Source organism: Photobacterium sp. GJ3 (assembly GCF_018199995.1).
GTDB lineage: Bacteria > Pseudomonadota > Gammaproteobacteria > Enterobacterales > Vibrionaceae > Photobacterium.
The window spans coordinates 47,686-69,013 of sequence record NZ_CP073579.1; the positions used below are offsets into that span (position 1 = coordinate 47,686).

Genomic DNA, 21,328 nt, shown 5'->3' on the forward strand with positions numbered 1-21,328 from the left:
GTTAATCTATCAACAATAGAATTTTCACAGGTATGTCAATTGGTTAGAATATTACTTGTTCGCTCCAATTTACATAAATAACTCTACGGATAGTCTAGAATAAATGACTGCTAATCTAATTTTTGAGCCTGAAGATTATCCCATGCGCCGAGAATATACATGATTCCAAGAGCTCGATCATATAAACCGTAACCGGGGCGCGCCCATTTTTCTTCACCCCAGATATGACGACCATGATCTGGTCGAACATATCCTTGATAATTATGCTTATGTAGAGTTTGAATGACTTTAATAATATCAACTGAACCATCACATGCTCGGTGAGATGATTCGATAAAGTCACCATTATCAAACCTTTTCACATTGCGTATGTGCACGAAATGAATTCGATTGTGAACTTCATCTATAATACCTGGAATATCGTTATCGGTTGACCCGAGAGATCCTGTACATAAACTTAAACCATTGTACGGGCTATCTACTAAATTTAATAACCTTAGTATGTTCTCTTTATTAATAATTATTCTCGGTAATCCGAATATAGGAAAGGCAGGGTCATCCGGATGAATACCCATTTTTATGTTGTACTCTTCACAAACAGGAATAACCTTATCCAAGAAATATTTTAGGTTTTTCCAAAGTTCCTCATCTGTAAAATATTTATATTTTTCGAATGTGTTTTTTAATTGTGAGAGTCGTTCTGGCTCCCAGCCTGGCATAGTTACAGAGACGTTTCTTGATAATTTTTCAATCAGTTCCATTGGTTCAATGTCATTAATTCGACTCTTTTCAAAAAATAATGCATTGGAACCATCTTCCAATTCTTTATAGAGTTCAGTTCTTGTCCAATCAAACACTGGCATAAAGTTATAACATACGACTTTTACTCCAACTTTAGCTAGTCGCTTTAAGGTTTCATTATAGTTTTCAATATACTTGTCTCTTGACGGTAGCCCCAACTTTATATCTTCATGAACATTTACACTTTCAACCACATCAATATTGAAACCTGCCTTTTCTATGATCTCTTTTTCAGCGAGGATACGTTCCTCAGTCCAAACTTCTCCTGCAGGAATATCATGCAGGGACCAAACTATTCCTTCAACTCCGGGAATCTGTTTAATGTGAGGTAAGGTTATCTCATCATTCCCTACACCATACCAGCGAAATGACATCTTCATATTTAACTCCAAAATTACGTTCTATTTATTAAAAATGTTTTTGATTTCTAGTAATATACCAATAAAGTTATACCGAATTAATTACATGGTTTTATATTCTCTGTGATATCAAAATAATGTAAATTTGAGACAGGATCATACTCACGTAGTTATTCGTCATCAAAAAATTCCCAATCGAAATATAATTCTGATTGATTTTCTAATTTGCTAGAAAATCGGTTAAGTGACTGGGATTTTCACACCGAATTTGCTCCAAAACCTGAGTAAGCTGCTGTATCAATAATTCGATTGCGTGATCCCCGCCTTTTCTACTTAAAGACGAAACGGCATACATAAAGAAACGACCTAAAAATGTAAACTGGGCACCAGATGCTAAAGAGAGAGCAATATCTACACCAGAGCGTAAGCCACTATCCATCATCACCGCCATGCCTGAAGGCAGACAGTCACCATCAATCCTTCTTAATATATCTACAGGGGATTCGCAGGCATCCAGTTGCCGAGCACCATGGTTAGATAAAATAACACCATCAGCATTGGTCTCTTTCAGTAATTTGAGGTCACTGATTGAACACACACCTTTTATTATCAGGTTTCCTTCCCATTTATCTCTGATTCGTTTTAAGCCTTCTGTATCCACTTTTCCCATAGCCATTGAACGCATCATCTCTGGTAACTCTAACCGATGTTCTCTCATGTATGGCTCTAGGTTTTTAAACTTTGGTATTCCATATTTGAGCGTTTGAGTTGCCCAATATGGTGTTTTGCATATATCGATAAAATTTTTCACAGAGCGCTTAGGTGGCATGGTTAAACCGTTCACAATATCTTTTGGCCTAAATCCAAATGTTGGAATGTCTACAGTTACAACCAGATTCTTATAGCCACAAATCTTTAAACGGCTCAATATTGAATCTTGTATACTTTCATCAACTGGATTATATAGCTGAAACCATGCATTATCTTCAGCCAACTCCGAAATAACTTCTATCGATTCTGAAGAGACAGTACTGAGAATATATGGGATGTTGTATTTCTTTGCCGATTTAGCCAAGATAGCAGGGGAATTTGGCCAAATTAGACCTTGCAATCCTATTGGCGCTATTCCGAATGGTGCATTATATTTTTTACCAAGAATTGTTGTTGTTAGACTACATTTTGAATATGGTATTAAATACCGTGGTGATAACTTATGTTTCTGCAATGCTAAACGGTTTGTCTCCAGACCAATATCATCAAAGCAGCCTCCTTCTAAATATTCATAAATGAACTTTGGAATATTTTTTTTGGTTTTTTTTCTCATTCTGGAATGATCTGGGTATTGTCGGTTTAACATCACATCAACTCTAGTTATTTATAGAAACATACTTGGTAGCCACAGCGATAGCGCAGGAATATAAGTCACTAAGAGTAAAATAGTGATATTACACAGTAAGAAAGGTACAATCGCTTTCACGACTTTTTCCATGGGAATACCTCCAATGCCTGCAGCGACGAATAGGCAAACCCCTACTGGCGGTGTTGTTAAACCTATCATCAAGTTAAGTACTGCGATGATGCCAAAATGTACCGGGTCAACCCCAACTGCAGTCGCTACACCTAATAATGTCGGAAATAGTATAATGAGTGCTGCGATGGTTTCCATGAATGAACCAACCAACAACAATAATAAATTTATGATAAGCAATACAATGATTGGGTTTTCACTTATCGTTAATATTGCTGAAGCAATCATTTGTGGGATTTTTTCAGAGGTTAATATCCAGCCAAAAACATTGGCTAAACCAACAAGCAGCATTAAAGATGCAGTGGTTACTGCGGTAGAAAGTAGTATTTGAGGAAGATCTCTAAAGGATAATCCCTTATAAACAAACATACCGATAATCATTGCATAGAGTGCCGCGACGACAGAAGCTTCTGTTGGTGTAAAGAAGCCACCAACAATGCCAATAAGTATTAAGAATGTCAGTGAGATCGCCCAGCAACTGGTGCGTAAATGAAGAAGGATTTCTGATAAAGTAGCTCGCTTTTCTTTCGGATAACCACGTTTTAACGATAAGAAATAGGTTGTTGCCATCATACCGATGCCCAGCAATAAACCAGGTACCGCACCTGCAAGGAACAACTTTCCAACCGAAATACTTGTTAAAGTACCGACAATGATCATAGGAACACTGGGAGGAATAATAGGTCCTATTGTTGAAGACGCAGCAGTTACAGCGGCGGCGAATGGCTTATCATAACCGCTTTTTGCCATGCCAGGAATCATGACAGAACCAATTGATGCAGTATCAGCAACTGCTGTACCTGATATTCCGCCAAATAACATTGATCCACTAACATTTGCTAAACCGAGTCCACCGCGAATATGCCCGAACAAAGCATTACTTAACCCAATGATTTGATTTGTAATATTCCCTCTGTTCATTAGGTTTCCAGCTAATATAAAACCGCCAATGCACAGAAGTACAAATGAATCAATCCCGGCAAACATTTTTTGTGGGATAACGGTTAACGAAATGTCAGAAACCAATAAGTAGCTCATTGATGCTATTCCGAGCGTAATTGCAATCGGGAAACCAACTATTAGTAAAATGAAAAAAACAGAAAATAATAGATAGACTTCCATATCATTCTCTCAGACCTGTATATTTAATTATTATTTTAATAGAGTCTATTAATATAAATAATTGTAAGTTTGCAAAAATTAAAACACTTGCAAAAAATATGTAGTCCATTTGAACTGCAAGGACTGGTGATGTTTGCCATTCACCAATGCTCATAAATTGAATTGCATTAGGTAAAGCAACAAAAATAAAAATAGAAATAACGATATTAACAAATAATTTATATATACTTTTCGATTTCTTGCTTAACCTGGACACGATAATATCGATACTGACAAGTTCTTTTGATTTAAACGCTAAACCCGATCCAAAGGAAACAGTATAGATAAAAAAATAACGGGAAAGTTCTTCTGTCCATGCTGGAGTATGCTCTAAAAAAATCCGAGAAAATACCTGTAGTAAAACAACAAAACATAATGCTATCAAGCAACAGATAGTAAAAAAACTAAAAAAACGAGTGGCAATTTGGTCAATGCAATTCACAGCTCTTGAAACGAGTGAATCTTTTGGTTCTTCTGCCACTTTTATGATCGTCGTCATCATTTCCCTCATGATAGAATAGGGAGGCTATCCTCCCCAAGGGTTATTTGTAGTTTTTATAGTTTTTGAATTTTTTCAAACAGCAGTAGCTGATCTTGGTTCAAACTATTACGAACAGCGGGTAGTGCTACTTTACGAAATGCTTCTTGATCGACATCAACAAATTTCATTCCTTTTTCATGCAATACCTCAGACAATTTTCTTTCATCTTCAAGGAATAACTCTCGCTCGTAAACTTGTGTTTCAGCAGCAGCTTCTCGAACCACTGTTTGTAAGTCTTTTGGTAATTTATCTAATTGACGCTTACCCATCACGACGTAAATCCAACTACGTACGTGCTCTGTTTTATTCACATAGTCTTGCACTTCGAAGAATGATGCACTGTTAATCAGAGATAATGGGTTTTCTTGCGCATGAATCGTGCCTTGTTGCAGGGAGGTAAATACTTCCGAAAATGCCATTGGAGTCGGCTTAGCACCAAGCGCTTCCCACACTTTCACAAAGATTGGTACATTTGGAACACGTAAAATCGTCCCATTGAGATCTTTTGGCGTCTTGATTGGTTTATTCGAAGTCAGGTTACGCGCTCCACGTTCAAACCAAGTCAGTGGCACGAGACCTGCTTGTTGAGTAATTTGTTCTTCAATCTCTTTGCCAACATCACCATTTGCGACTGCTGTTAAGTGCTCGCTATTCCGGATGGCGTATGGGATTGCAAGCAATGCAGCTTTAGGTGCCCAGTTTTGCAATGATTCACCAGAGATAGTCAGGTCGACCGTGCCTAATTGAATACTATTGATAATATCCATCTCTGAGCCAAGTTCTGAGTTCGGATACACCAAGACTTCAATTCGTCCATCGGATTTTTCTTCTACTGTTTTTTGGAAGTGTAGAGCTGCTTCATTCCAAACATTATCATCGTTTGCCAGATGGCCAAATTTCAAAGTGTAATCGGCAGCGGATACAACGCCAGTGAAAAGAGAGGTTGCTATGATAGTGGCACTCAAGAGTTTATGCTTCATGTTGGTTTCCATTTTATATTTTATTGTACAGACCAATTAAATCTAGCATTGGATAAAACTTGTACAATTGACAAATATGTTAACTGTGATAGACGTGTCAAAAATATGGCTCCTAGCATGCTTTTTTCATGTGTACAATCACAGTTTTATGCCAGATAACACATATTAATTTCACCACTAAGCCTCATTTGCTGTCGTTCTGAACGAGGCAGTCGCGCTTGGTTTACCTTCATAAAATTTGGGTCTACGTTAGCGGTGAATGAAGCAGTAAAGTGCTGACTCACGCCAACCCGATCGACATTCCATGGTATTAGAACCAACATATCATCAATCAGTGATACAGATTGGGCTGACAGGCTATATCGGTAGGCGCCTGGTGTTACTCTGCCACAGTGTGTTTCGGGTCCAGGATTGGTTCGAAAACAAAATATAGATGAAGCGCGCTAGCGAAGCCGGATGGCCCGGCTAAGAAAAAGCCTCACAGACTGGCTGAGAAAAGGCGAGTAGGTTCCAGCCTCACGAGATACGGGACGGTGAGCCTATATACTGAAGCATGAAGCCGGGCTTTGGGTGTTCCTGAGTCATGAGGGGGTTCCGTTACCAATAACGGAGCAGACGCTGTATTCGCGGCAGCGTCATCATGCGAAAAGTCTGCTTTGGCACTACTCGCACCGTGGTGAACAGCTTTGCTCTCTCGTTCTGTCGGGGGGGGGGGAATCTACAGGAAACGAAGGTTTTTTTGCGTTGAATGTCATCTGCGATATCGTGACGGTAGTCATTCGTAAGCAGGCCTCCCCAGACGTGTTTAGCTTCCTTCCTGCTGAGTCAATCCCCTGTGGTGAAAGGTTACCTATTACGAAAACACTGTCAGTTATTGACTTCGGGTGACTCACACTCAGCGCGTAAAGCGTGCAATGCGACTTCCACTACTGAAAAATCACATTGTTAGAATGAAATAAGATTTGGCCTATCCAATTAACCAAGGAGAATATGAATTGGTCTGGACAATATATTCATGTTAACTTGCCTTTGGTCACATAACTACTGAAAAAATGATGGTTTAATGAAGAGCACCTTCGGTAAGTGATGGTGGTTGCATATTCAGCCATGAAAACTCAGAGCCATTTTTACCGTTTGAGGTCGCTCGATTGAGAGAGTAAAAGCCAACGTTGGGTGTAACAGGGCTCACGATCGAGACAATAGAATTTATTACGTCACAAGGTAAGATATGAAAATAAAAACTGAACGGCTTTACATAACTGTCGCCAATCAGATCATTAACCGAATTAATGCAAAACAATACCTCGTAGGGGAAAAAATTCCACCAGAGCGCAAGTTGTCAGAAGAGCTCAATGTGAGTCGTACCGTCATACGCGAAGCGATGGTGTATTTAGAACTATTAGGAATAGCAGAAATAAAGAAAGGGGCAGGTGTTTACATTTTACAAAGTCAGCCTCAATTATCTTCACCTTCATTGAGCGAGTTTACGCCAAACGATATTTTATCTGCCAGAAAAGTCATTGAAGCTGAATTCGCTAAGCAAGCTGCATTAAACAATACACCGGAATTGATCACCGAACTACAACAATGCATCAGCATGATGAATGCTTCTCAATTTTTCTCTAGCCCCGAATTGAGGCTCAAGGCATCTCATGATGCTGACCAGCAGTTTCATTTTGCTATCGCAAACGCCTGCCAAAACCCATTACTTACGCTTTTCCACCAAGATCTCATGTCCCTGCATATGAAAGGAAAAATGTGGGATCGAATGGAGGTCATCGCTAACGAACCTACAGAAAAAGGCGTTTGGATTGACGATCATCTTGCAATCTTTAACGCAATTAAGTCTGGAGAGCCAGAACAGGCCGAATCAGCCATGATCAATCATATTGATAATGTTGTAAACAAGTTGAGTAATTAAAAATGAAATCACTTATTGTAAATGGAATTAATGACTACCAGATTATTGAGCAAGACGTCCCCCCGTTATCCGATGACCAAGTGTTAGTTCGTGTAGAGTATGCTGGAATATGTGGCTCGGATTTACATATTATTCATGGTCAAAATCCTTTTGCAACTTATCCTAGAATCACTGGGCATGAATTTGTTGGGACTATTGAAAAAATAGGAAACCGTGTCAGTGCGTTTGAGGTCGGGACAAATGTTGTGATTAATCCAGTAATCAGCTGTGGTCAGTGTCGCCTTTGCCAAATGGGTCGTTCTAATGTGTGTACTGAACTAAAAGTTATTGGTGTTCACACCGATGGTGGGTTCACACAGTTTCAAGCCGTTCCTGCTTCTAATGTCATTGCACTTCCAGACAGTATCGATTTAAGAGCTGCAACTCTGATTGAACCTTATAGTATCGCTGCTAATGTATTTAGCCGATTAAACGCTTCAGCGGGGGACACCATACTCATTTATGGTGCTGGTGTGATTGGATTAACCATTGTACAGGTTGCAAATGTTTTAGGTATATCATCTATCATTGTCGATCTTCTTGATGAAAAGTTAGAAACAGCCAAACAATTAGGAGCAACCTGCACCATTAATCCTAAACAAGAAAACACCGAGCAACGAGTCATGGCGCTGACAAATGGTCAAGGTGTTCCCCTCATTGCTGACGCTGCATGCATTCCTTCACTTATTCCTGAAATGATGAGGATAGCGGCACCTGCTGGAACCGTTTGTTTGCTCGGCTTTTCAAGTGAGGACAGCCCATTACAGCAAGTAGAAGTTATCAAAAAAGAATTAACGATTGTAGGCTCTCGGCTAAATAATAGGATGTTCCCTAAAGTGATAGAATGGATGGCCCAAGGGAAACTCGATACCGATTCTTTAATCAGCCATGAATTTACCCTAGATACGGCTCCCAGTGCGATTAAACTTATTGAAACTGAACCACAAAAAGTACGTAAGGCTCTGATAAAGCTGCACTAATTGTTCTTATAATTCAGAATTCGTTTAAAGTTTCGTTATATATAACTCCTCTATGTTCACTTGGAGGCTTCGATAGCTCATTTATTCCCACCATCAGATTTACAGCTAAGGATTCTTATATGACTTCAAGTTTAACTGGATGTGACCTACCGTTCATTTCAGATTATGATCGCTCGTTACTTAAAAGCCGAATCGTTCATATTGGTTGTGGTGCTTTTTTTCGTGCTCATCAGGCTTTAGTATTACAGAGGCTCAACCAGATATGTCCAAGTGATTGGGGTATACAACCGTAAGCTTATTGAGTGGAAAGCCTTTCATTCAGAAATTGAGGGATCAAGATCATTGTTATACTGTGGTTGAGCAAGATCATACGACCGTAAACGTTCATACAGTTGAATCGATAATAGATAGCATGCACCCGAGCCTGGATGGTATCGATTCAATTGTAAGCTGTATGGCGGAGCCTCAAGTGTCGATTGTGTCATTAACCATCACAGAAAAAGGCTATTGCGTCGACCCGAATACACGCCAACTCAATCCGAGTCATCCTTTAATCGCCAAAGATATTTCGACACCCAAAGCCCCCAAATCTGCCATAGGTGTCATTGTTGCAGCGTTAAGCTTGAGAAAAGAACGAGGGTTATCAGCGTTCAGTGTCATGTCATGTGACAATATGCCTCACAACGGCGATGTTACGAAAGCCGCGATTATTGCTTACGCCAACATTGTGGATCCAGCTCTTTCTGAGTGGATTTCAGCTGAAGCTAGCTTTCCGAATACGATGGTTGATCGTATTGTTCCGGCAACCACAGATGAATCATTGAAAAACATAGAACGATTAGCCGGTAAGATCGATCCTTGTGGTTTGATGACTGAGCCTTTTCTGCAATGGGTGATTGAAGATAACTTCGTATCCGGTCGACCGCAATGGGAGCGAATTGAAGGTGTATCCGTTGTACAAAATGTACAGCCCTATGAAGAAATGAAGCTTAGAATGCTGAATGGCAGTCACTCTTTTCTTGCTTACACAGGCTACTTGTCTGGGTATGAGTATATTTCAGATACGATGGAGAACCCTAGTTTCAAAGAGATGACCCGTCGCCTAATGCTCAACGAGCAGCAGCTAACACTGCAAGAGATCGATGATATTAATCTTGTTGATTATTCAGAACTACTCTTGAAACGATTTTCGAATCCACATTTAAAACATAAGATATCTCAAATCGCTATGGATGGCAGCCAAAAACTCCCACAACGTATGATTGAATCGATAGGAATTTTAGCGACAAAAGAACGCAATTTTACTGCACTAGCATTGGGAGTCGCAGCTTGGATGCGCTACATCAGGGGAATCGATGAAAATAATCAACCCATAGAGGTTATTGACCCTCTATCTGATCATTTGTTGTCCATCAGTAAAGAGCACAGGACTGCCGAATTTATGGTCAAAGCGCTCTTGTCTGAAGACACTATCTTCGATCAATCGATTGTCCAACGACAGTCGGTGATTGATGCGATTACTAAGGCATATAAAAATATTGAACAAAAAGGCACAAAGGCAGCTGTATTGGAAGCAACAATTTAAACGTATGTAGTCAATCAACTCTAAATTCCTATCACTCAAGCGCTTTTTTACCGGAGTGCAGCACGACTTCGAGTAAAAACATGGTTGCAATGAAAAAGGCCCGAAAGGGCCTTTCTGCTTACTGTTTGGCCTGAAGCGGCTCGCGAATATAGCAGTTCCAGTAATGGATGGCATAGTTGGTGCCGACCCAAAGCACCAGCAAGGTTGCGACTGTGATTTCAAACACGCCGGTCAGGTTCAGATACTTGGCCAGTGCATGATCATCCGGCAGCCATTCTGTGAGCCGGTACATCGCGACGGCACTGATGACGGATGGAAAGGTAATGGCTGCCATGGAAGGCTGAAAGCGGTATTTGAGAATATCGATGTAGCACAGGTAAACAAAGATCGTCATGGTGATTGCAATACCCGCCAGTGCACCGGTCAGTATTGGATCGGGTTGCGTCAGGTTGGTCAGGTAAGCCGTCAGAGACAGGTTCACTGGCGCGGCCATGATGGTGAGTGTCGGTCTGGCAACGCGGGGCAGTCTACCGGCAAAGCACAGGCGGTATAGCACAACGGGCAGCATGAAAAAGTAAATCGCAACACAGGCGTTGGTCATAAAAATTGAAAACTCAGCATACCCCAGCTGAGAACCCGCCATCGTGCCGCTGATCGCTCCTACCGGGTAGAGAAACCAGCTGGGATACAAGTGAATGAGCCGGAACTGGCTTAACTGAAACCTGAAAAAGAGCACCATCATGGTGAAATGCAGGCACAGGGCCGGATACCAGATCAGTTTAGCGCTGGCCTGATGGATACCGGCCAGATAATCCGCGAGCACCAGCATCGTCATCGAAATCGGTGCCATCAGACTGCCATATAAGGGATGACGCAGGTCGCAGAGAAACAGACTCGGATTGAACAGGTATTTCATGATCACCGGTATCAGCAGGCAAGCGCCCACCCAGGCGCAAATGGCGCGAATATGGCCCCCGACTTCGGGGTAGAACAATGACCAGGCAAGACCGGTACCCGTGATGGCAAGCGCTAATGCAGCCTGGGCGGTTGGGACTTGAATAAATGCTCTGCCAAGTGTCACTCTGTTTCCTCACAACTGATTGGATAATCAAAAGAACGGATCTTACACGAAATGATTGCAAAATGATTCTGGCTTGTGAATCTCGTCGCAGAGTAATCCGGAGTGATTCAGGACAGAAGACGGGCTTCTCTTTTGTGACCTGAAGCATCTTTTTTAGCTAAAGAATCGGCCGACAAAGTTGCGAAATACAGGATTTGATACCATAGTAATAGTGAAGTGTGCGAAGTGAGAGAGTTTCATGCTCTAGCTTCTGGAGGATTAAGCTGTTCTTCGACTTTCTTGGGTTCCATACTTCAAGGTTGTATCCGGCTTCAGAGGGCACAACCACCAAGGCACTAAGCCCGTGAAGACTTAGTGTTACAATTTGGAAAGCAACATCACAAAAATTGATACTTCTTCGCCAAGAAAGCATATAGCTCGATTGAAAAATACTGACGATTATCGAGTCCGGCATACTCAACGTAATGAGTGGCGAAGCCCCCGGTAGAAAGGCCATCAGTGTGCTGAGTAGGTAGACTGAGGCAATCACGAAAACAAGCCGCACGCAATGTGCGGCTTTTCTTTTGCCTGTCTGGCTGGAGATGCATGATGAAGACGCTGTTTTTACCGATCAGTCAGCACAATGACGATCAGTTGCCGGGGGCCATGGGCACCATACGCCAGGGTTTGCTGAATATCGGCTGTTTTTGACGGACCGGAAATCAGTACCACATTGGTCGGCAGCCCATGGTGCCAGTCTTGGGCTTGTATCAAATCGGCAAAGTTGTCGGCAATGTCAGATGCGTTCACCAGCGCAAGATGGCAAGGCGGCACCAGAGACAAAGTCCGGGGCTCAGTCGAATCCGGCCAAAGAACCAGCGTCCCGGTGTCTGCGATAGCTGCATGGGTATGTGTGATACCTATATCGATTTCAGAGAATAAACTCTCCTTCCAGCGCTCAATCGGCTGTATAAACGGCACAATGTCTGCCGATTGACAGCCTTCACGAATTTTCGCCAGATATTGTCCCTGTGTTCCTGTGGCGATTCGGGGGGTTGTCATGCTTGTGACAATGTCATGTATTTGTGACTGCAGGTCTGCTGCTTGACACTGGTGAACCTGCGCGTGGTTGGCGGTGAGCTGCGTACAAAACCGCGTCAGACGGGTGGCTTCATCGGAAGCGAGCCAGGGTGAATAAAGAGGTGTGGGCTTGTCCGTTTTCCCCGATTTTTTTCCTGCCCGCAGTTTTGCCAGAATGGCATGTCTGGCCTGACTCATGAGGACTCTCCCTTGCGTTTTCGTTTCATCAGATGGTGTAAGCTTTTGGGCGCCGGTTTCGGGGCCGTGCGGCATTGGGTCCAGTGGCCGAGTTTGTCTGGAATCCACTGATTTACCTTCCCCGCAGTCCAGGTGCCCGCGTGATACAAAGCGGGATGGGTGGCGGCCAGCGCAAAGCCTTTCATCATCAGGGCTTCTGAGGTACTGGCGGCAGCTCGCTGACCTTTCAGGGGATCATGGCCAGGATCCGGCGGTTGTTTTGCTTCGTGCCGGAGTCGCTGCAGCAGGGATGGAATCGGGATCCGCACCGGACACACTTCGCCGCAGGCACCACATAAAGTGGACGCGGTGACTAAATCCTGCGTTGCTTCCAGACCGAGCAAATGAGGAGAAATAATTTTGCCGATGGGGCCGGGATAGACGGTTCCGTAGGCATGTCCGCCAATCCGGGTATACACCGGGCAGTGATTCATGCACGCGCCGCAGCGAATACATTGCAGCGTTTGCCGGGTTTCTTCATCCTGATAGGCTTGGGTCCGTCCGTTATCCAGCAAGATCAGGTGCACCGCTTTCGGGCCATCCAGCTCGCCCGGCTTTCTCGGCGAGGAAATCATATTGAAATACGTTGTAATTGCCTGCCCGGTCGCCGATCGGGTCAGCGCACTGTAAAGCGGCGGTACATCGCTGAGATACGCCACCACTTTTTCGATGCCGGTAATGGCAATGTGAATGTCAGGTACGGTTGTACACATACGGCCGTTGCCTTCGTTTTCTACCAGACAAAGCGTGCCGGTTTCGGCGACGGCAAAATTGACGCCAGAGACGCCAATCTGCGCGGTCCGAAACTTTTCCCGCAGTTGCTGGCGGCCGGTCTGAATCAGCGTGTCGACATCTGTAGTCGGTGTGAAGTGGGGGAGATGTTCAGAGAAAGTGTCACAGACCTGCTGCTTATTTTTGTGAATGGCCGGCATGATGATGTGAGAGGGCGTGTCGCCATCCAGCTGGATGATATATTCGCCCATGTCACTTTCCAGACAGGTGATCCCATGTTTCGCCATTTCATGGTTCAGATTGATTTCCTCACTGACCATGGACTTGCCTTTGATCATCAGCAGCGGATGATCAGAAGGCGAAGTCGCGGCCTGAGCAATGGCGAGAAAAATCGCATTCGCATCGGCGGCGTTTTCTGCCCAGTGGACCTGAATGCCATTGGCGGTACAGTTCGCTTCCAGTTGCTCCAGTAATTCAGGCAGATGGCTTAAACAGCGTTGTCGAATGGCTTCTGCACAATCACGGATATCAGCTTCTTCTTTAGGATCGGCAAAAGCACTGCGTCTTTTTTCCTGCAGGTAGTCCATGGCGCCGCGAAAATTCTGACGCAGTTGCGGATCGGCTAAGGCGTCAGCAGCCTGTTGATGAAACTGTTCCGGCTGATATTTACTCATGGACACCTCCGGTCCGGCTGAGCAGAAAACTGGCCAGATGCTGCCCTTGTAACGGATTGTCCTGATAGGACAATGCGCCGTTGATATTCAGCAGGCATCCCCAGTCTGCACTGACAAGATGATCCGCGTGCGCGTCGCTCAGGTGGCGGGTCTTATCTTCCACCATGGCCTGACTGATCTTGGGATGACGAACGGAAAAAGTCCCGCCGAAGCCACAGCACTCACTTTCGTAAGCCTGTTGCCGGACTTCTACCTGCTGCAGTTGTGCCAGCAACGCGCCCGCAGTGAGGTGAACCTGCATTTCACGCCGGGCAGCGCAGGAGGTATGCATCACCACGGAAGCCGGTGTCCCGCTGTCCTGCCACTGCACTCGGCAAACCTTGACCAGAAACTCGGTCAGTTCAAACACCCGGTCACAAAACTGAACGACGTTTTTCTCCCATGCCGTGTTTTGAAACAGACGCCGGTAATGGTGGTGCATCATACCGCCGCAGGAACCGGACAGGACGATCACCGGCCAGGGCTCCGGAAATAGATCCATCTGACTCAAAGCAACCTGACGCGCTTCGTCATTGTAGCCACTGCTGTAGGCAGGCTGTCCGCAACAGGTTTGTTTGGGGATATAAATGACTTCAATGCCTTCGCGTTCAATCAGAGCGATGGCATCCAGCCCGGCTTGCGGGTCAAACAGATCCACCAGGCAGGTCGCATAAAGGTAGACTTTTTGTGGTTTTGCAGGATAAAGGCGATGAATCTGCACGATGGACGCTCCCTGAACAACATGCGGTGACATGACTGACACGATTGTGAATTGTTGAAATGATGTTAACGCTTCGTTGGCGTGGCAAATAGAGAATGAATGAAAAAGATTGATTCCAAATTTGCAGGAATAGACATTTTCCCTGACGAGTCAGTCAGGGAAAATGCACCGGATTGGTCATGTGCGGCTCAGACAGTCAGATCTTTAATCTTGTCGGTCGGCCCGTTTTTCTGCACCGACTTGATCCCATTTTCTGCACCTGATTTCGATTTATACATTTCACTGCTGCCAATGATTTGGTGGTTTTTGGCTTTCAGATTGAAGTGGAATTGGCCGTTTGCGGCTTCTTTCAGGTCGTACAGTCCAGCATCCGGAGAATTGGTCTGAACGGACTTGATTCCGTTTTGTGCGGCAGCCTTGGTGGTATACATCTCACTTTTAAGGATAACCTCGCCATTGGCGGCTTTCAGAACAAAGTAAATCTGATCATTTTTTGCTTTTTTCAGCTCAAAACTGCCCATGTCCAACTCCTTGTTGTGTCGTGAATTTAGATCAAGATTAGTCCTGTTTTTACAAAAGAGTGTGAGATTTGTCTGAAGACACGATCTTGTCTGTTGTCACAGGCAGCATTGTTGTTTCCGGCTTACGTTGAAGCAGAACGGGCGTTTGCGTGAAGTTTTATCAATCCTTCCGGCGCCTTTCCAATCACGCTGGATGACAGAAAAAACTGAAAATACTGAACATGAACAATGGTTTTTTCATCACAGGCGGAGTCGTTTTCACCGACTGCGGTGTATGGCAGGCGAGTGATGATGAAACATAATCCATATAAATCAATTATTTATGAGGGTTGATCTTAGACGATGTTTCATGAGAAATCGATGTGGTGAAGATTTCGACAATCGAAAACTGAAATGCGAAATTGGTCTAAATGCTGTTTGCATTTTTTAAACGACTGTTTTGGAAAGAGTAAATAAGTTTATCCACAAAAACGGTGGGTAACTTTAAGGGCACCAAGTTGTTCGGTGGCTAAAAAAGCACCGACTTTGTTGGCTGTCCTACACTTGAGATCTGTCGTTTTTCAATTAGATGGGGAAATGTTCATGAAAATGGCAAAAGCGGGATGTGCGTTGACAGTGCTGGCCGGGATGATAGCGGGACCGGGCATGGCGGCTGAAGGGAAAGCTGTTCAGTATCAGGTCGATGGTGCGGCTTATGAAGGGTACTTTATCTCACCGGAAAACAATGCACCGCTGGTGCTGATGATTCACGACTGGGATGGCTTGACAGACTATGAGGTCAAACGGGCTCAGATGCTGGCGGATAAGGGCTTCTCGGTTTTTGCGGTTGACCTGTTTGGCAAAGGCATCAGACCGGACAAAGTAGAAGACAGAAAAAAACTGACGGGTGAGCTCTATCAGAACCGGGAGAAGATGCGCAAGCTGATGCAAGGGGCCATCGCGGAAGCGAAGCGTCAGGGCGGGAATGTGTCAGATGCCGTTGCCATGGGGTATTGCTTTGGCGGGGCTGCCGTGCTGGAGCTTGCACGATCCGGGGCGGATATGAAAGGCTTTGTGTCTTTCCATGGTGGGCTGGATACACCGGCCGGGCAGAACTACAGCAAGACGCAAGGGAATGTGCTGGTCTTTCACGGGGCTGCTGATACCGCAGTGCCGATGTCGGATTTTGTCAGTCTGAACCAGTCTCTTGAACAAGCCGGGATTGAAAATGAAATGATTGTCTACAGTGGTGCGCCGCATGCATTCACTGTGTTTGGTTCCGACCGGTATCGTGAGGATGCTGACCGTAAATCCTGGCAGCGGTTTCTTGAATATCTGGATGAAGAACTATAATTCAACAGACTGATAATCATAAAAATTCAGGGCGGCACACAGGTGCCGCGCTTGAGAGACCGGGGGACTGTTTATGCTTTGTGTAACGACACCGGACGTCGCGCATCGTCCGATTCGGGAAGTGCTGGGGACTGTGAGCGGCAGCGTCGTGCAATCCAAACATGTTGGCCGCGATATCATGGCTGGATTCAAGTCCATCTTTGGCGGAGAGATCCGTGGTTACACCCAGATGCTGGTGGAAGCCAGAGAAGAAGCCATGCACCGGGCTATTGCGGAAGCAGAGCATATGGGAGCGGATGCGATTGTGAATCTGCGCTTTACCACCAGCACCATCATGCAGGGTGCTTCTGAAATTCTGGTGTATGGAACAGCGGTGAAACTAAGCTAACTGTTTTCTTTTGGATTGAGTTCCGATTCTGGCTAGTTTTCACCGGTCAGCAGCGTACACTGAGCACATGAATGAAGTCACGCCAGCAAGCAATGGCGTGCAGATGGACTTTGACAGGCTCAGTGTATGGATTTATCACCCACCCAGTGTCAGCAGGCAAGGCTGGCAAAAGACCCGCGTTACGATGGATTATTCTTTACGGCAGTGAAAACCACCGGGATTTATTGCCGGTCAATTTGCCCTGCACCCGCGCCGAAAGAAACCAATGTGGAATATTTTCCAACCGCCATTGAAGCCGCTCAGGCCGGTTATCGTCCTTGCCTGCGGTGTCGTCCGGACAGTGCGCCGGGTTCCCCGGCCTGGATGGGAACAGGGGCAACAGTGAAACGTGCCCTGAGATTGCTGGATGAGGGCACGCTCATGCATCAGTCACTGGAAAATCTGGCGGAACGTTTGGGCGTCACGGATCGTTACCTACGCCAGTTAGTCACCGAAGCCACGGGCCTTTCGCCGAAAGCATACAGCCTGTATCAGCAATGCCTGATGGCTAAAAAACTCCTTCATGAAACCCAACTGCCGATCACGCAAATTGCCTATGCGAGTGGCTTTCACAGTGTTCGCCGGTTCAATGACTGTTTTCAGAAACAGTTCAATCTGTCGCCCTCGCAACTGCGTAAGCAAGGAAAAGCTGATCAGCCATTGGGGCAGGGGATTCAGCTTCAGCTTGCGTATCGACCCCCTTATGACTGGAAACAGGTGCATGGCTTTTATGCCGCCAGATTCATTCCCGGTCTGGAATGGCAGCAAGAAAATAGCTATGGCCGGACATTTTCTTCGCGCGCTGGGACGCCCGAACAACATTATCAGGGAGAATTTACGGCCACGCACCGCCCGGAAAAATGTTGTTTTGACGTGACGATTCAGATTGATCAGTTGAGTGGTCTGATCCCGGTGATTCAAAACATTCGGCGTTGTCTGGATCTGGATGCAGACAGCGATCGGATCGCAGATGCAATTCGGCAGGCGATGGCATCAACCGACACATCAGAGGTTCAGTCTGGCATCCGGTTGCCCGGGATCTGGAGCCCGTTTGAAGCCGGAATTCGTGCGATTCTGGGTCAGCAGGTTTCTGTCAAAGCGGCCCGAAACCTAGTCGAAAAACTGGTGAAACTGAACCCGGACAGTGGTGAAACGCAATTGTTTTTCCCCTCGCCACAGCAGGTGCTGGCGGCGGATTTGCAGCAACTCGGCATGCCACAGAAGCGGCGTGAAACCTTACAGCATTTTGCCCGCTTTGCGCAGTCGCATCCTGCAGGTTTGGACGCGCCGGAAAAAGAAGTGTTGGCCCTGCCGGGTATTGGTCCCTGGACACTTCACTATATGCGGATGCGCGGCTTAAGCGACCCGGATATTTTTCTGTCGGGAGATTTGGGGGTGAAAAAAGCGCTGGCACAATGGGAACACCCGGTCGAAGAAACAGCCGCCGCCCCTTGGCGCAGTTATCTCACTTTGTATTTATGGAGCATGTTATGAAGTCTCAAACGTCAATTGAATCCCCGCGATTCCGGCAGTTGGTTGATACCCCGATCGGCTGGCTGGCGGTTGTTGCGGATGCATCTGCAATTCTCACCATTGAATTTGATGCCACAGAAAAGCCAGAGGATATGGATAACGCAATTACCCAAGCCGGGGTTCAGCAGCTCACAGAATACTTTGCGGGTCAGCGAACAACGTTCGACTTGCCGCTGAACATGGCAGGCACTGATTTTCAGCAGGAGGTTTGGCAAACCCTGACTGCCGTGCCATTTGGAGTGACTTGTTCGTACGCCGACATTGCCTCACGCATTGCGCGTCCGAAAGCCGTCCGGGCTGTGGGTGCAGCGAATGGCAGAAATCCGATTCCAATTGTGGTGCCTTGCCACCGGATCATCGGCAGTTCAGGCACACTGACCGGCTATGCCGGGGGGCTGGATAAAAAACAATGGTTGCTGGCACATGAAGGTCTGACCGTGAAAAAGTAAGCGAATTTACAATGTAAATAGGGCGCAGCGCGCCCTGTTTGGCTTTCCGAACCACAGAAAAATCCCCACCGTCCCCCAAGGTTCTGATTCCCCGCTTCAAAAAATGAGAAAATTTTCTAACTTTTGAGAAAGTAGGCGGTTGATTTCTGAAGATCATGTTTACGCATCTAAAATTGGCAATAAAATATTAAAAATCATGCTGATTACTACCGCGATCTTAATGATTCCTGCCGTTTTTATCATTGGCTCTTCTGCATTGGTCGGTTTTGGTGGTCTTGGGGTGACCTGGTTGGTACTAAGCCAAACAAATTTAGATAAGTACCTGCTGTCGCAGCGAATCAGTACACATAATGATATCTTTTTTTTAAGGGAACATGATGATCATGATGAACCAAGAGACTATTTTTTGATTTATCATCGTAGCTATATTTATAAAGAATGTGAAGACGGAAGCATTGTCCTTGATAAGTATAAGTTCACTTCGACAGATATTTTCTGTCATCCAGGTAGAAAGGGAGATCTCATGAATAAGTTTCAAGAATTATTTCCTTATGGGACGATTCCTTACGACAAAAAGGACTTATTTAAAGGTGCTGTCAGATTTCTCCCGCCACAAGAAATTATGGATTTGGAAGCCCAAACATCGCCGTATGGTGATGAGATGGAAAAAATATCGCAATAAAAGGCGAAATCAATAGACAACCCATTTCATTTTTTGGCGCTGATAGTCGCTTTAGAAAGGGGTCTCTCTGTGTTCGGCTGATCCCTCCGTTGCTATGATTTTACTGATTTTATTCATGATTGGGTCTGTGTACCTGTTTGTGGCCATGATCGCTGGCTTGGTCATGGATGGATGTGAAAAACAGAAAAGGATTTCAAAACTCGCTAGAAAAAGGCACAAAGTTCATTTGTCGACTCAGCAGATGAAACTGTTGAAGAAAATTTATCAACAAAAATTCAGGGATAATCGAGTGATTGCGCTTGAAGGGCCATTGCACAAAACGTATTCAACTGTGTATATGGATGATCTGAAGTTGAACTCTGTGTACTGGCCTGAGTCGGGCATTCCGACCGTTGTTTCCGCCGAAGAAACGGAGGCGTTTGATCAGGCTGAAAAGCAACCGTTTCACATCGAAGGTGTATTTTTTAAAAATGAATTCTACGTGACTCGAATAGATGATTTCGATATTCTCGAGTCATTGTCTCCCTATTTTTCTCTGCCGGAAATCAAGAATAATCATCCTTGGTTGTTGGAGATTATTTTATTTTCAGGTGTTGTTGTATTATTAAATATGATTGTATTCGCTGTCATGACATACTACGACTCACCGGACTTCTTGTTTTTGTGTAATGCAATTGGTATCATTTTTTTATTGTGGGTGTCGAAAAAAACAACCACACAGCACGTTATTTATGAGCTGAATGGGAAGTTTTGTCCTGTTGGAAGAACGGATGGTTATTTATTTTCAAGCCCTGGTGAAATCAATGGATTTCCGATAACAGCGAAGAATTTTGAATTTAAAAAAGATCAAAATTATACCGTCCATGGTCATGTGGTGTTTCAGCCAGAATATCATATTCAAGTTCAATCGGTTGATCATCAGCCCCTTCATGTGTCTTCAGAAGAAACCAAGAAAAACCTGCGCTGGGGTATGTTGATCTGGTTTGTGTTGGGCTATGTCTTGGTTCTGATGACCGATCGGTTTTATCAGTCTGCGGTTTATCGGGATTATGCACGCATTGTCAATCTCCATGAAAATTACCAGATCCTGAATACGATTGACCCTCAGCAGTTATCCACTTTTGATTCAGGAGATACGATTCAATTTGAAGGGGTTTATTTTTCTCCCGGAAATCGTCCTGGCATGTTACGGGCCACCAGTGAAATAGATATGCCTTTGGTTGAGCAACTGTCGGAGAATCTCTTCAGCGAAGTTTGGCAGACCATTCCAGTGCACCTGCGTCGGGAAAGCTTTGATTTCAGAACGATCAAATCTCTGCTGAGAGGGAAGGACAAGGTTGAAAAACAGAAAGTGGACCTTGAATCTGAATTTATTGCAGCAAAAGAAAAAGTGTTATCACAGCCTTATATCAACATTGATATTGGCGAACGAAAATTTGATGTAAAACCCTTGTCGCTGAAAGCACTTCGGGCCAATGCGTTCCATCTCTCAGAAAATCAACGGGTTCACTCGAATGCGCTGTACACGAGAATCCGGCAGTTGGTCACTCAGTATCTGTACGGTGCCAATCAGACGATGCAGGCATCGGTCAGTTTTTTCCTGACCGATGAGAAAACCCTGGTGGTGTTTATTTATCATCTGGAAAAGATTCCGCCCGAATTCAGCTATATCAAAGTGAATCTGAATATGTATCGTTTCTGGATTGTATTTTGCAGCCTGATTTTTTTGGGAACCGTCTATGTGTACTGGCATACGGAAGACGACGTGGATTCACCGAAAGAGTTAAAAGAAAAGGACTTATCCAGTGAATAAATTTTGATTGATTGCTGTTCCTTTGATGATGGATTTCTTGCCTCGATTTACTTTGGCATTCATAGGACTGGAACCATGTGCTTTATCGTTTTTCATTATCTTTGAGCCTGCTGATTCCGATGTGTCGCTTAAA

18 protein-coding genes and 1 pseudogene are annotated in these 21,328 nt (G+C 44.7%); 9 read left to right on the forward strand and 10 right to left on the reverse strand.

The features are described 5' to 3' along the window. Positions 1–110 precede the first annotated feature (110 nt). The 5 genes from uxuA to KDD30_RS17060 form a co-directional block, all read right to left on the reverse strand. Positions 111–1,181 carry a mannonate dehydratase gene (gene uxuA / locus KDD30_RS17040; protein WP_211651215.1) on the reverse strand — a complete coding sequence of 357 codons (1,071 nt, stop codon included), beginning with the start codon at positions 1,179–1,181 and terminating at the stop codon, positions 111–113. Positions 1,182–1,380: 199 nt separating this feature from the next. Next, the gene (locus KDD30_RS17045) at positions 1,381–2,484 is read right to left on the reverse strand and encodes an alpha-hydroxy acid oxidase (protein ID WP_249199399.1); all 1,104 of its coding nucleotides are present in this window, start codon (positions 2,482–2,484) and stop codon (positions 1,381–1,383) included. Positions 2,485–2,535: 51 nt separating this feature from the next. Then, the gene (locus KDD30_RS17050; protein ID WP_211651217.1) at positions 2,536–3,810 is read right to left on the reverse strand and encodes a TRAP transporter large permease; all 1,275 of its coding nucleotides are present in this window, start codon (positions 3,808–3,810) and stop codon (positions 2,536–2,538) included. A 1-nt stretch (position 3,811) separates the two neighbouring features. Further along, on the reverse strand, positions 3,812–4,330 hold the full coding sequence (locus KDD30_RS17055; protein WP_211651218.1) for a TRAP transporter small permease: 519 nt from the start codon (positions 4,328–4,330) through the stop codon (positions 3,812–3,814). A gap of 74 nt (positions 4,331–4,404) precedes the next feature. Beyond that, a complete protein-coding gene (locus KDD30_RS17060; protein ID WP_211651219.1) occupies positions 4,405–5,370 on the reverse strand; it encodes a TRAP transporter substrate-binding protein in 966 nt (321 codons plus the stop codon). Positions 5,371–6,598: 1,228 nt separating this feature from the next. On the opposite strand from KDD30_RS17060, the gene KDD30_RS17065 reads away from it, so the two are divergent. The 3 genes and pseudogenes from KDD30_RS17065 to KDD30_RS17075 all read left to right on the forward strand — a co-directional run bounded on the left by KDD30_RS17065 (position 6,599) and on the right by KDD30_RS17075 (position 9,895). Next, a complete protein-coding gene (locus tag KDD30_RS17065; RefSeq protein WP_211651220.1) occupies positions 6,599–7,291 on the forward strand; it encodes a FadR/GntR family transcriptional regulator in 693 nt (230 codons plus the stop codon). A gap of 2 nt (positions 7,292–7,293) precedes the next feature. Further along, positions 7,294–8,310 (forward strand): zinc-binding alcohol dehydrogenase family protein, encoded by a 1,017-nt coding sequence (locus KDD30_RS17070; RefSeq protein ID WP_211651221.1) that lies wholly within the window; start codon positions 7,294–7,296, stop codon positions 8,308–8,310. Positions 8,311–8,429: 119 nt separating this feature from the next. Then, positions 8,430–9,895 (forward strand): annotated as a pseudogene (locus tag KDD30_RS17075) (mannitol dehydrogenase family protein). A gap of 118 nt (positions 9,896–10,013) precedes the next feature. On the opposite strand, the gene KDD30_RS17080 reads toward KDD30_RS17075, so the two are convergent. The 5 genes from KDD30_RS17080 to KDD30_RS17100 all read right to left on the reverse strand — a co-directional run bounded on the left by KDD30_RS17080 (position 10,014) and on the right by KDD30_RS17100 (position 14,959). Continuing rightward, complete coding sequence (locus KDD30_RS17080) at positions 10,014–10,976, reverse strand: TDT family transporter (RefSeq protein ID WP_211651222.1); 963 nt, start codon at positions 10,974–10,976, stop codon at positions 10,014–10,016. A 603-nt stretch (positions 10,977–11,579) separates the two neighbouring features. Next, complete coding sequence (locus KDD30_RS17085) at positions 11,580–12,233, reverse strand: lactate utilization protein (protein WP_211651223.1); 654 nt, start codon at positions 12,231–12,233, stop codon at positions 11,580–11,582. Next, positions 12,230–13,678 (reverse strand): LutB/LldF family L-lactate oxidation iron-sulfur protein, encoded by a 1,449-nt coding sequence (locus KDD30_RS17090; protein ID WP_211651224.1) that lies wholly within the window; start codon positions 13,676–13,678, stop codon positions 12,230–12,232. The genes KDD30_RS17085 and KDD30_RS17090 overlap by 4 nt, the downstream gene beginning before the upstream one ends. Next, positions 13,671–14,438 (reverse strand): (Fe-S)-binding protein, encoded by a 768-nt coding sequence (locus KDD30_RS17095; protein ID WP_249199400.1) that lies wholly within the window; start codon positions 14,436–14,438, stop codon positions 13,671–13,673. The genes KDD30_RS17090 and KDD30_RS17095 overlap by 8 nt, the downstream gene beginning before the upstream one ends. A 188-nt stretch (positions 14,439–14,626) precedes the next feature. Next, positions 14,627–14,959 (reverse strand): YegP family protein, encoded by a 333-nt coding sequence (locus tag KDD30_RS17100; RefSeq protein WP_371826114.1) that lies wholly within the window; start codon positions 14,957–14,959, stop codon positions 14,627–14,629. Positions 14,960–15,541: 582 nt separating this feature from the next. On the opposite strand from KDD30_RS17100, the gene KDD30_RS17105 reads away from it, so the two are divergent. The 6 genes from KDD30_RS17105 to KDD30_RS17130 all read left to right on the forward strand — a co-directional run bounded on the left by KDD30_RS17105 (position 15,542) and on the right by KDD30_RS17130 (position 21,195). Further along, a complete protein-coding gene (locus tag KDD30_RS17105; protein ID WP_211651227.1) occupies positions 15,542–16,291 on the forward strand; it encodes a dienelactone hydrolase family protein in 750 nt (249 codons plus the stop codon). A gap of 73 nt (positions 16,292–16,364) precedes the next feature. Beyond that, on the forward strand, positions 16,365–16,679 hold the full coding sequence (locus KDD30_RS17110) for a YbjQ family protein (protein WP_211651228.1): 315 nt from the start codon (positions 16,365–16,367) through the stop codon (positions 16,677–16,679). A 126-nt stretch (positions 16,680–16,805) separates the two neighbouring features. After that, positions 16,806–18,212, forward strand: a complete 1,407-nt coding sequence (locus tag KDD30_RS17115; protein WP_211651229.1) for a DNA-3-methyladenine glycosylase 2 family protein — start codon at positions 16,806–16,808, stop codon at positions 18,210–18,212. Further along, positions 18,209–18,700, forward strand: a complete 492-nt coding sequence (locus KDD30_RS17120; RefSeq protein WP_211651230.1) for a methylated-DNA--[protein]-cysteine S-methyltransferase — start codon at positions 18,209–18,211, stop codon at positions 18,698–18,700. Before KDD30_RS17115 ends, KDD30_RS17120 begins: the two co-directional genes overlap by 4 nt. Positions 18,701–18,839: 139 nt before the next feature. Beyond that, positions 18,840–19,382, forward strand: coding sequence for a hypothetical protein (locus KDD30_RS17125; protein ID WP_211651231.1), 543 nt, complete (start codon positions 18,840–18,842; stop codon positions 19,380–19,382). Positions 19,383–19,671: 289 nt separating this feature from the next. Next, a complete protein-coding gene (locus tag KDD30_RS17130; RefSeq protein WP_211651232.1) occupies positions 19,672–21,195 on the forward strand; it encodes a hypothetical protein in 1,524 nt (507 codons plus the stop codon). Positions 21,196–21,328 lie beyond the last annotated feature (133 nt).

Coding starts and splice junctions, on each gene's coding strand:
- KDD30_RS17070 (WP_211651221.1), top strand. CDS start 7,294: ATGAAATCACTTATTGTAAATGGAATTAATGACTACCAGATTATTGAG.
- KDD30_RS17060 (WP_211651219.1), bottom strand. CDS start 5,370: ATGAAGCATAAACTCTTGAGTGCCACTATCATAGCAACCTCTCTTTTC.
- KDD30_RS17085 (WP_211651223.1), bottom strand. CDS start 12,233: ATGAGTCAGGCCAGACATGCCATTCTGGCAAAACTGCGGGCAGGAAAA.
- KDD30_RS17110 (WP_211651228.1), top strand. CDS start 16,365: ATGCTTTGTGTAACGACACCGGACGTCGCGCATCGTCCGATTCGGGAA.
- uxuA (WP_211651215.1), bottom strand. CDS start 1,181: ATGAAGATGTCATTTCGCTGGTATGGTGTAGGGAATGATGAGATAACC.
- KDD30_RS17115 (WP_211651229.1), top strand. CDS start 16,806: ATGGATTTATCACCCACCCAGTGTCAGCAGGCAAGGCTGGCAAAAGAC.
- KDD30_RS17120 (WP_211651230.1), top strand. CDS start 18,209: ATGAAGTCTCAAACGTCAATTGAATCCCCGCGATTCCGGCAGTTGGTT.
- KDD30_RS17100 (WP_371826114.1), bottom strand. CDS start 14,959: ATGGGCAGTTTTGAGCTGAAAAAAGCAAAAAATGATCAGATTTACTTT.
- KDD30_RS17045 (WP_249199399.1), bottom strand. CDS start 2,484: ATGAGAAAAAAAACCAAAAAAAATATTCCAAAGTTCATTTATGAATAT.
- KDD30_RS17105 (WP_211651227.1), top strand. CDS start 15,542: ATGAAAATGGCAAAAGCGGGATGTGCGTTGACAGTGCTGGCCGGGATG.
- KDD30_RS17090 (WP_211651224.1), bottom strand. CDS start 13,678: ATGAGTAAATATCAGCCGGAACAGTTTCATCAACAGGCTGCTGACGCC.
- KDD30_RS17050 (WP_211651217.1), bottom strand. CDS start 3,810: ATGGAAGTCTATCTATTATTTTCTGTTTTTTTCATTTTACTAATAGTT.
- KDD30_RS17065 (WP_211651220.1), top strand. CDS start 6,599: ATGAAAATAAAAACTGAACGGCTTTACATAACTGTCGCCAATCAGATC.